A 9,539-nucleotide genomic window follows, 5' to 3' on the forward strand; every position below is an offset into this window, starting at 1 on the left:
GCCGCGATGCGCCTGCCGGTGCGGGTCACCGCGCTCGCCCCGCTGGCCGAGAACGCGCTCGGCGGCGACTCGATGCGCCCGGGCGACGTCGTCACCCACTACGGCGGGCTCACCTCGGAGATCCTCAACACCGACGCCGAGGGCCGGTTGGTGCTGGGCGACGCGATGGCCTACGCCGTGCGCCGGCTGCGCCCCGACGTCATGATCGACCTGGCCACCCTGACCGGCGCGCAGGGCGTGGCGCTGGGCAAGCGGACGGCCGCGATGTACAGCCACAGCGACGCCCTCGCGGGCGCCCTGGCCGCCGCGGCCGCCGCCTCCGGCGAGGCGGTGTGGCGCATGCCGCTGAGCGACGACTACGCCGCCGAGCTCGACGGCGACCTGACCGACCTGGTCAACTCGACCGACATCGGGGCCGGTTCGCTGCTCGCCGCGCTCTACCTGCGCGAGTTCACCGGCTCGGTGCGCGACAGCTGGGCGCACTTCGACATGTCCTCGACAGCCTGGTCGGACGCGAACGACGGCGAGCTGACCAAGGGCGCCACCGGCTGGGGCGTGCGCACGCTGACCAGATGGCTGGAGGCCACCGCCGCGTGAGCGGCGATGGCCTCCGTCGGCAGTCTCGCGGTTACAGAATCGTCCAGGTGTCGCCGCTGTTGAGCAGCGCGGCGAGCTCCTCCTCCGGAGCGCCCTTCGCCTTGGCCTTGGCCGTGGTGAGCTGCTCGCGGACGATGTCGTCGTAGGCCGGCCGCGCGTGCGACCGGAACACGCCGATCGGGGTGTTGCGCAGGTCCAGCCCCGGCAGCCGGGACAGGGCGAAGGCGTACGCCGGATCGGCGACCGTCTGGTCGTGCACCACGATCTCGTCCTCGCTCACCGACGCGGTCGGCACGACGGACAGGCCGAAGCCGCCGGGCGGGTGCGTGACCGCCCACTCGCCGTCCTTGCCGAACGTGATCGGCCGGCCGTGCTCCAGCCGGATGATGAAGTCGTCGCGGGTCGCCGGCTCCTTGAGCACGTCGAAGGCGCCGTCGTTGAAGATGTTGCAGTTCTGGTAGATCTCGACGAACGCGGAGCCCCGGTGCTCGGCGGCCGCCCGCAGGACCGACTGCAGGTGCTTGCGGTCGGAGTCGATGGTGCGGGCGACGAAGCTCGCCTCCGCGCCGAGGGCCAGCGAGATCGGGTTGAACGGCGAGTCGGCCGAGCCGGCCGGCGTCGACTTGGTGATCTTGCCGATCTCTGACGTCGGCGAGTACTGCCCCTTGGTCAGGCCGTAGATCTTGTTGTTGAACAGCAGGATCTTCAGGTTGACGTTGCGACGCAGGGCGTGGATCAGGTGGTTGCCGCCGATCGACAGCGCGTCGCCGTCGCCCGTCACGACCCAGACGGACAGGTCGGGGCGGGACACCGACAGGCCGGACGCGATCGCCGGCGCGCGGCCGTGGATCGAGTGCATGCCGTAGGTGTTCATGTAGTACGGGAACCGCGACGAGCAGCCGATGCCGGAGACGAACACGATCCGCTCACGCGGGATGTTGAGCTCCGGCATGAAGGACTGCACCGCGGCCAGGATCGCGTAGTCCCCGCAGCCGGGGCACCAACGCACCTCCTGATCGGACTTGAAGTCCTTGGTCGTGAGCTTCAGCTGCTCAGGCATTCTTCACCACTTCCTCGAGCACACCCTCCAGCTCGGCCGCGGTGAACGGCAGGCCGCGGACCTGGTTGTAGGCGATGGCGTCGACCAGGTACCGCGACCGGATGACCCCGGCGAGCTGGCCGAGATTCATCTCCGGGATGACGACCTTGTCGTAGGACTTGAGCACCTCGCCCAGGTTCTTCGGCATGGGCGAGAGGTGGCGCAGGTGCGCCTGGGCGACCGCCAGGCCCCGCTGGCGCAGCGCGCGGGCGGCGGCGCCGATCGGGCCGTACGTCGAGCCCCACCCCAGCACCAGGACGCGCGCGGTGCCGTCCGGATCCTCGACCTCGACGTCGGGCACGTCGATGCCCTCGATGCGGGCGGCCCGGGTGCGGACCATGAAGTCGTGGTTGGCCGGGTCGTAGGAGATGTCGCCGGTCTTGTCGGCCTTCTCCAGGCCACCGATGCGGTGCTCCAGCCCCGGCGTGCCCGGCACGGCCCAGGGCCGCGCCAGCGTCTGGGGGTCGCGGAGGTACGGCAGGAAGGTCTTGCCGTCCTCGCCGTTGGGCTCGGTGGCGAACTGCACGCGCAGGTCGGGCAGGTCGGCGACCTCGGGCAGCCGCCACGGCTCGGAGCCGTTGGCGATGTAGCCGTCCGAGAGCAGGATCACCGGGGTCCGGTAGGTCAGCGCGATGCGGGCCGCCTCCAGCGCGGTGCCGAAGCAGTCCGCGGGCGAGCGCGGGGCGAGCACCGCGACCGGGGCCTCGCCGTGCCGGCCGAACAGCGCCATGTTGAGGTCGGCCTGCTCGGTCTTGGTCGGCAGGCCGGTCGACGGGCCGGCCCGCTGCACGTCGATGATCACCAGCGGCAGTTCCAGCGCGACGGCGAGCGAGATCGTCTCGCCCTTGAGCGCGACGCCGGGGCCGGACGTGGTGGTCACGCCGAGCGCGCCGCCGTAGGAGGCGCCCAGGGCCACGCCGATCGCCGCGATCTCGTCCTCGGCCTGCACGGTGGTGACGCCGAACTTCTTGTGCTTGCTCAGCTCGTGCAGGATGTCGGAGGCCGGGGTGATCGGGTACGCGCCCAGGAACACGGGCAGCTGGGAGCGCACGCCGGCGGCCACGATGCCCAGGGCCAGGGCCGCGTTGCCGGTGATGTTGCGGTAGTTGCCGGCCACCATCCGGGCCGGCTTGACCTCGTAGCGGACCGCGAAGTTCTCGGTCGTCTCGCCGAAGTTCCAGCCGGCCTTGAACGCGGCGACGTTCGCGGCGACGAGCTCCGGGCGGGAGGCGAACTTGCGCTCCAGGAAGGTCAGCGTGGACTCGTAGGGGCGGGAGTACATCCACGAGAGCAGGCCGAGCGCGAACATGTTCTTGGCCCGCTCGGCGTCCTTCTTGGAGATCTCGAAGGACTCCAGGGCCTTGACCGTCATCGAGGTCAGGCCGACCGGCGCGACGTTCCAGCCCTCGAGCGAGCCGTCCTCGAGGGGGCTGGCCGAGTACCCCACCTTGGCCAGGTTGCGGCTCGTGAACTCGTCGGTGTTGACGATGATCGAGGCACCCTTGGGCAGGTCGGCCAGGTTGGCCTTGAGCGCGGCCGGGTTCATGGCGACGAGCACGTTGGGCGCGTCACCCGGCGTGAGGATGTCGAAGTCGGCGAAGTGCACCTGGAAGCTCGACACCCCGGGAAGGGTGCCGGCAGGGGCGCGGATCTCGGCGGGGAAGTTGGGCAGGGTCGATATGTCGTTTCCGAGCTGAGCGGTCTCGGATGTGAAGCGGTCACCCGTGAGCTGCATGCCGTCGCCGGAATCGCCTGCGAACCTGATGACCACCCGATCCAGCTGGCGGACCTGCTTGGTCACGTGAGCTGACCTCCTATGGCGGCGGGCTTGAAGTCCTACACCCCTGAGGGTACGTCGGCGTGGACGACATGCCTGCGGCGCATATCCCTTCCATGAAGGCGATGCTGCGACTTTCGTCATTGCGCGGCGCACGCCGTTGTGCGCCGTACACAAATGGTGACGATTCAGTCGACGTGTCGGCCGTCCGCCTTGCGATCTTCGTCACCGTCGCCGTCCAGGCGGATGGGCTCGCGGAAGCCCGAGCCGGCGACCGGGCCGGTGGGAAGGCGGGGCAGGTTCAGGGCGCGCGGGATCGGCGAGCGGGGCAAGGCCGTGGACGGCGGCAGGTCGCCGGCCCGCTGGGCGGGCACGAGCACCACGTCCTCGACCTCGTCGGCGGGCAGCGCGTCCTCGTCGTGCCGGCCGCGGCGGCGCAGCGAGAAGAACACCAGCGCGCCGGCGATGAGGACCAGGCCGGCAATGCCTCCGATGTACGGCAGGCTGGAAATCTTGCCGCTGTCGCTGGACTGCCTGCGCATGCCCAGGTCGCCGAGGCTCGGCTGCGGCGGGGGCGAGGCCGGCGCCGAGGTGGGCAACGGCGCCTCCGCCCCGGCCAGCGCCGGTGCGGTGATCTTGAAGTCGTAGCGGCTCTCGACGGTGTCCTGCCCGGGCGGCGTCAGGTACGCGTGCACGGTCCCGGTCAGCGGCAGCTCGGCCCGCGCGGCGGCGCTCACGGCGAGCCCGAACACGGCCGAGACCTCCTTGCCGGCGGCGATGTCGCCGAGCTCGCAGCGGTCCCGGTCGGCGGCGATGCGCCGGTGCGAGCGGCAGGCCGAGGGGAACGCGACGAGGTCCACGCCCGGCGGGGTGACCACCTCGATCGCGCCGCTCGCCTTGCTCGCGCCTGTGTTGCGCAGCCGGACCCCCAGCTGGGTCGCCCCGTCCTGCGGCGAGGCCGCGGCCGGCAGCTCCGCGGCCTGGGCCTCCAGCGCGATGCCCGGGGTGGGCGGGGTGGTGAACGCGAAGGCGATCGGCGCCGTGCGCTGTATCGGCCCGGCCGCCGCGGTGACCAGCCCGGTCGTGATCGTCTTCCAGGCACCCTGATCGACGTTGACCTTCACCACGATCTGGCCCAGGTCCTGCTCGCCGAGCGCGCAGGCGAAGCTGAGCGAGCCGTTGACCACAGTGCAACCGCCGGTGCCGTACGCCCCGGTGGCCTGCGATCCGGTGGGGAACGCGTAGAAGCCGGTGATGGTGTCCCGCCCGACATGCTCGCCGGTGTTCTTGATCGCGATGACCAGCTCCGCCGAGCCGTCGCCCTGCCAGTACTGGTCGCCGAGCGACACCGTGCTCACGGTCATCTTGAACCGGTGCACGGCCGGTGGAGGCGGCGGCGCCTGCGTCGTGGTCGGGGGCGGAGGGGCCTGCGTGGTGGTCGGGGGCGGAGGGCCCTCGGTCGTCGGACCCTGCGTCGGCGTTTCCGTGGAGGTCGAGGTTTCCACCGGCGTCGGGCTGTTGGGGTCCCCGCCGTCCGGCGGATCGGCATGCGCCGCCGCGGCGAAGAGGATCGAGCTGACGGTGGCCAAGAGCACGAAGGAGCCGGCCCGCAGCCGCCACCTGGTTCGGCGGCCCGTGGGTGCTTCCATAAGGGGTGTCCTTCTAATCTCGTCTCAACGGCTAGCCGGACTTCAGCTTGGTTGCAGTCCGGCAAGAAGCTGGGACTCATTATCGAGACAAATTCGGGTTTTCGGCATGTCGGAGATCGTGATGACCCGTGTACGGTGCGTGCCATGAGCGGATATCTGGGCGGATATGCGACGCTCGGGCTTCTCTTGCTGGTCGGCGCTGGGGTTTTCGTCGCCGCCTTTACGGCCAACCGGCTGCTGGGGCCGCGCCGATCGGCCGAACGGGCGGACGTCACGTCGCCCAAGTACGAGACGTACGAGTGCGGTCTCGACCCGGTCGGAGGCGACTGGGCGCAGGCTCAGATCAGGTATTACGTGTACGCGTACCTGTACGCCCTGTTCGCGGTGGAGAGCGTCTTCCTCTTCCCCTGGGCGGTCGTGTTCGACACGCCGGGGTACGGCGGGGCGACCGTCGTGGAGATGGCGATCTTCGTCGCCGTGCTGTTCCTGGGCATTCTGTACGCGTGGCGCAAGAACATCCTGCGCTGGACGTGACGGGCTGGACGTGACGGGCTGGACGTGACGGGCTGGACGTGACGGGCTGGACGTGACGGGCTGGACGTGACGGGCTGGGTCGGATAAATCCGGCGCTGGCGCGCCAGATTTATCCGACATTTTGCGTATGCCCGGATTCACGGGCGCCGCACGCTGCGCAGTGCGGCTCAGGCCAGGCCTCGCCGGGCGACGGCCGGCTGGCTGTACCCCCGGATGGCGGCGACAGTGTCGAGCACGCGGCGGGTGGCCCGCACCTGGTGCGCGCGGAAGACCCTCGCGCCCAGCCAGGCCGAGACCGCCGTCGCGGCCAGCGTGCCCTCCAGCCGCTCCCCCACCGGCAGGTCGAGGGTCTCGCCGATGAAGTCCTTGTTGGACAGCGCCACGAGGACCGGCCAGCCCGTGGCGACCATCTCGTCGAGGCGGTTGGTGATCGCGAGGGAGTGGCGGGTGTTCTTGCCGAAGTCGTGGGCCGGGTCGATCAGGATGCCGTCCCGGCGTACACCCAGGGCAATCGCTCGTTCGGCGAGGTCGGTGACGGTCCGTACGACATCGGTCACCGGGTCTTGGAACGACGCCCGATGCGGGCGGGTGCGGGGCGTCAGGCCCCCCGCGTGCGAGCAGACCAGGCCGGCCCCGGTCTCGGCGGCCACCTCGGCCAGGCCCGGGTCGGCGCCGGCCCACGTGTCGTTGATGAGATCGGCTCCGGCCGCGACGACCTCCCGGGCCACCTCCGCCCGCCAGGTGTCGATCGAGATCACCACCTCGGGGAACATCGACCTGATCTTCTCGATCGTGGGCAGGGTCCGGCGCAGCTCCTCGGCGGCGTCGACCGTCTCGCCCGGGCCGGCCTTGACCCCGCCGATGTCGATGATGTCCGCACCCTCGGCGACAGCCGTCTCGACCGCGCGGAGGGCAGCGTCCTCGGCGAAGGTCGCACCCTTGTCGAAGAAGGAGTCCGGGGTCCGGTTGATGATGGCCATCACCGCGTACTCGCCGTCGGCGAACTGCCGGGCGCCCAGACGAAACATTCCATGACCTCCGCGTTTCTTTCAGATGGGTGTGCCGGGCTCGCCCAGGCGTACTCAGCGTGCCACGATTCCCCCTATGGCTGAGTTCCTCCTGGTGTTGATCGCCGCTCTGGTAGTCGGGGCCATTGGGTTCGGCGTGGCACTGTTGATCATGGATAACGACCCGGGCATCGAAGGACATGAGCCCGACGGACGCTCCGTGCCGCTGCCGTCCTCACGGCCGCTCGTCGAGGGCGACGTCAACCAGGCCCGGTTCGACACCGTCATCCGGGGATACCGAATGAACCAGGTCGACGCCGCGCTGCGCCGCGCCGGCTACGACATCGGCTACAAAGAAGAGCTGATCCAGGTCCTCGAGGCCGAGATCAAGGCGCTGCGCGAGGGGCGCAAGGAGGATGCCGACGCACTGCGCGACGCCCGCGAGGCGGCCGCCGCCGGAGCGTCGAGCACCGACACCCTGCCCTCCCCCGCGACCGACTCGCCTTCCGAGACCGCCACTTCGGAACAGGGCGAGAAGACCGATATCGACCTCGACGAGAAGCCGACCACGGACCCCGGCTGGGACGCCTCAGCCGACGAGACGTGGGGCCGCCCCTCGCCGGTGGTGAAGTGAGTTCCTCTGATTTCGCCGAAGCGGAACGGCCCGGACCCGGCGAGGTGACGGCCACGGTGATCGTGGCCGCACCCGCCGAGCGGGTCTTCACCGCGCTCACCGACTGGTCCCGCCAGGGCGAGTGGATCCCGTTCACCAAGGTCCGGGTGCTCTCCGGCGACGGCGGCGAGGGCAGCCAGATCGAGGCGGTCACGCAGGTGGGCCCGGCGTCGCTGCGCGACCTGATGCGCGTGGTCAAGGTCGACCCGCCGTTCGAGGTGCGCGTGGTGCACTACGGCAAGGTTCTCCGGGGCCCGGGTGTACTGCGCTGCACTCAACTGGGCACCAATCGCACCCAGGTGGTGTGGCACGAGTGGTTCCACCTGCCGGCCGGGCCCGCCGGCAGAGTGGCGTGGCCGCTGCTCTGGCCGGGCTCGAAGGCCGGGCTGACGGGAGCCCTGCGGCGGTTCGCCCGTCTGGTGGAGTCGGGCCGGCTCGCCTGAGCATTTTCTGTCGTACCCCAGGAGTAACTTCCCTGGCATGGGCGACGTGGTAGTAGGGCAAGACGGACTGGCCCGATGCGGCTGGGGCGCCTCGACCCCGGATTACCTGGAGTATCACGACACGGAGTGGGGCCGGCCGGTCCGCGACGACAACGGGCTCTACGAGCGCATGACGCTGGAGGCCTTCCAGTCCGGGCTGTCGTGGATCACCATCCTGCGCAAGCGCCCCTCCTTCCGGGCCGCGTTCGCCGGCTTCGAGATCGAGAAGGTGGCCGCCTTCGGCGAGCCCGACGTGGACCGCCTGCTGGCCGACGCCGGCATCGTCCGCAACCGCGCCAAGATCGAGGCCGCCATCGCCAACGCGCGGGCGGCGGCCGAGCTGCCGGACGGGATCGCGACCCTGCTGTGGTCCTTCGCCCCGACCGACCCGCGCCCTCGCCCGGCCGACTTCACCGCCGTGCCGGCCGTGACCCCCGAGTCCAAGGCCATGGCCAAGGAGCTGAAGCGCCGCGGCTTCCGCTTCGTGGGCCCGACGACGGCCTACGCCCTGATGCAGGCCACCGGCATGGTCAACGACCATGTGAGGGGGTGTTTCGTCGAGCTGTGACGGCCCTCGTGATGCAATGACCGCATGGCGAAGTGGGTGGTGGTGGTCTCCGGGGAGCAGTACGAGGCGGAGCGACTGTACGGCGCCGGCGGAATCTCGGTGCCGGGCGCAGGCTTCGCGACCGGAGACGAAGCCCTGCTCGTGGCCAGCCCGGACGACGAACCGGCCAAGGACGACGAACCGGGGCTGAGGGACGAGGCCGCGCTCGGTGGCCGGGTCGGGCAGGGGTCGGCGGTTGTGTTCGGGCTCGCCCGGGCCGATGCGGACGGGAAGCTGCAGTACACGGTGAACCTCCTCGATGCGCCGCTTCCCGCCGGGGGGCTTGCCGGGCCGGTTGGCGCGCGGAGGGTGGACGAGGCGGCGTACCTGGCGGTCGCCGGCAAGGTCGGGCGGCCGGCCGCGGGGAAGCGGACCTGGCTGGTGAGCGTGGACCTGCCGATCGAGGCCACCTCGCCGGGTGAGGCGGTGCGGGCCTTTTGGAGCTATGTGCGGGAGCTCGGGCCGGCGGAGCTGCCCGCGTTCGTTTGGCCGGCTGGCGACGAGCTGGCGATGCAGGCGTACGTGCTCGGCGCCGAGGCCAACCAGGACCCCGAAGAGGACTGATCCGGGCACTGCCGACCGCCGCCCCGACCCGGCCGACCGCCCCGACCCCGGCCGCCCACTGCCCCGCCCCCACCCCCGCTGCCCTGGCCCTGGCCGACCGGCCCGGCTCCGGCCCTGGCCGCCCACTGCTCCGGCCCGGCCGACCGGCCTGGCCGACCGCCCTGGCCCCCGGCCCCGCTGCTCTGGCCCTGACCCTGGCCGACCGCCCTGGCCCCCGGCCCAGCCGCCCACTAGGCCCCGCCGCCCACTAGGCCCCGCCGCCCACTAGGCCCGGCCGCCCACTAGGCCCCGCCGCCCACTAGGCCCCGCCGCCCACTGGGCCCGGCCGCCCACTGGGCCCGGCCGCCCACTGGGCCCAGCCCGGCCGACCGCCCGCTGCCCTGACCCTGGCCGACCGCCTCGGCCCCGGCCCAGCGGCCCACTGCCCCAGCCGCCCACCGCCCCGGCCGCCCCGGCCCGGCCGACCAGGCCGTGGGCGAGCAGCAGGTGGCGGGTGGCGGTCAGCGCGTCGACGTGGCCGCGGCGACCCGGGGCGTGCCCGCCGGTGCCG

General features: G+C 71.5%; 10 protein-coding genes and 1 pseudogene. 6 read left to right on the forward strand and 5 right to left on the reverse strand.

Translation table 11 applies throughout. From position 1 onward, the window contains the following. A partial coding sequence (locus ABD352_RS40570; RefSeq protein ID WP_344617900.1) for a leucyl aminopeptidase family protein occupies positions 1-597 on the forward strand: 597 nt, incomplete at its 5' end. Between the two features lie 31 nt (positions 598-628). On the opposite strand, the gene ABD352_RS40575 is transcribed toward ABD352_RS40570, so the two are convergent. The 3 genes from ABD352_RS40575 to ABD352_RS40585 form a co-directional block, all read right to left on the reverse strand. Beyond that, complete coding sequence (locus ABD352_RS40575; RefSeq protein ID WP_344617901.1) at positions 629-1,657, reverse strand: 2-oxoacid:ferredoxin oxidoreductase subunit beta; 1,029 nt, start codon at positions 1,655-1,657, stop codon at positions 629-631. Next, positions 1,650-3,497 carry a 2-oxoacid:acceptor oxidoreductase subunit alpha gene (locus ABD352_RS40580; protein ID WP_344617902.1) on the reverse strand — a complete coding sequence of 616 codons (1,848 nt, stop codon included), beginning with the start codon at positions 3,495-3,497 and terminating at the stop codon, positions 1,650-1,652. The genes ABD352_RS40575 and ABD352_RS40580 overlap by 8 nt, the downstream gene beginning before the upstream one ends. A 164-nt stretch (positions 3,498-3,661) precedes the next feature. Next, entirely contained in the window at positions 3,662-5,122 is a 1,461-nt protein-coding gene (locus ABD352_RS40585; protein ID WP_344617903.1) for a COG1361 family protein, read from the reverse strand. A 144-nt stretch (positions 5,123-5,266) separates the two neighbouring features. On the opposite strand from ABD352_RS40585, the gene ndhC reads away from it, so the two are divergent. Continuing rightward, positions 5,267-5,656 carry an NADH-quinone oxidoreductase subunit A gene (ndhC, locus tag ABD352_RS40590; protein ID WP_344617904.1) on the forward strand — a complete coding sequence of 130 codons (390 nt, stop codon included), beginning with the start codon at positions 5,267-5,269 and terminating at the stop codon, positions 5,654-5,656. Positions 5,657-5,823: 167 nt separating this feature from the next. Here ndhC and folP read toward each other — a convergent pair whose 3' ends face one another. Beyond that, positions 5,824-6,684: a dihydropteroate synthase gene (gene folP, locus ABD352_RS40595; RefSeq protein ID WP_344617905.1), complete on the reverse strand. Its 861-nt coding sequence runs from the start codon at positions 6,682-6,684 to the stop codon at positions 5,824-5,826. A gap of 94 nt (positions 6,685-6,778) precedes the next feature. On the opposite strand from folP, the gene ABD352_RS40600 reads away from it, so the two are divergent. The 4 genes from ABD352_RS40600 to ABD352_RS40615 are packed head-to-tail and all read left to right on the forward strand — an operon-like array spanning position 6,779 to position 8,989. Then, positions 6,779-7,297: a DivIVA domain-containing protein gene (locus ABD352_RS40600; RefSeq protein ID WP_425553859.1), complete on the forward strand. Its 519-nt coding sequence runs from the start codon at positions 6,779-6,781 to the stop codon at positions 7,295-7,297. Further along, on the forward strand, positions 7,294-7,779 hold the full coding sequence (locus ABD352_RS40605; protein WP_344617907.1) for an SRPBCC family protein: 486 nt from the start codon (positions 7,294-7,296) through the stop codon (positions 7,777-7,779). The genes ABD352_RS40600 and ABD352_RS40605 overlap by 4 nt, the downstream gene beginning before the upstream one ends. Positions 7,780-7,816: 37 nt before the next feature. Then, complete coding sequence (locus tag ABD352_RS40610) at positions 7,817-8,386, forward strand: DNA-3-methyladenine glycosylase I (RefSeq protein ID WP_344617908.1); 570 nt, start codon at positions 7,817-7,819, stop codon at positions 8,384-8,386. Positions 8,387-8,410: 24 nt separating this feature from the next. Beyond that, complete coding sequence (locus tag ABD352_RS40615; RefSeq protein ID WP_344617909.1) at positions 8,411-8,989, forward strand: hypothetical protein; 579 nt, start codon at positions 8,411-8,413, stop codon at positions 8,987-8,989. Positions 8,990-9,253: 264 nt separating this feature from the next. Here the strand turns inward: ABD352_RS40615 and ABD352_RS40620 are convergent. Next, positions 9,254-9,539 (reverse strand): annotated as a pseudogene (locus tag ABD352_RS40620) (hypothetical protein); the annotation flags it as partial.

It is taken from the genome of Dactylosporangium salmoneum (genome assembly GCF_039532525.1).
In the GTDB taxonomy this organism is placed as follows: domain Bacteria; phylum Actinomycetota; class Actinomycetes; order Mycobacteriales; family Micromonosporaceae; genus Dactylosporangium; species Dactylosporangium salmoneum.

Bases quoted from the DNA above. Each gene is read 5' to 3' on its own strand.
- ABD352_RS40575 (WP_344617901.1), bottom strand. From the start codon at position 1,657: ATGCCTGAGCAGCTGAAGCTCACGACCAAGGACTTCAAGTCCGATCAG.
- ABD352_RS40585 (WP_344617903.1), bottom strand. From the start codon at position 5,122: ATGGAAGCACCCACGGGCCGCCGAACCAGGTGGCGGCTGCGGGCCGGC.
- ndhC (WP_344617904.1), top strand. From the start codon at position 5,267: ATGAGCGGATATCTGGGCGGATATGCGACGCTCGGGCTTCTCTTGCTG.
- folP (WP_344617905.1), bottom strand. From the start codon at position 6,684: ATGTTTCGTCTGGGCGCCCGGCAGTTCGCCGACGGCGAGTACGCGGTG.
- ABD352_RS40610 (WP_344617908.1), top strand. From the start codon at position 7,817: ATGGGCGACGTGGTAGTAGGGCAAGACGGACTGGCCCGATGCGGCTGG.
- ABD352_RS40615 (WP_344617909.1), top strand. From the start codon at position 8,411: ATGGCGAAGTGGGTGGTGGTGGTCTCCGGGGAGCAGTACGAGGCGGAG.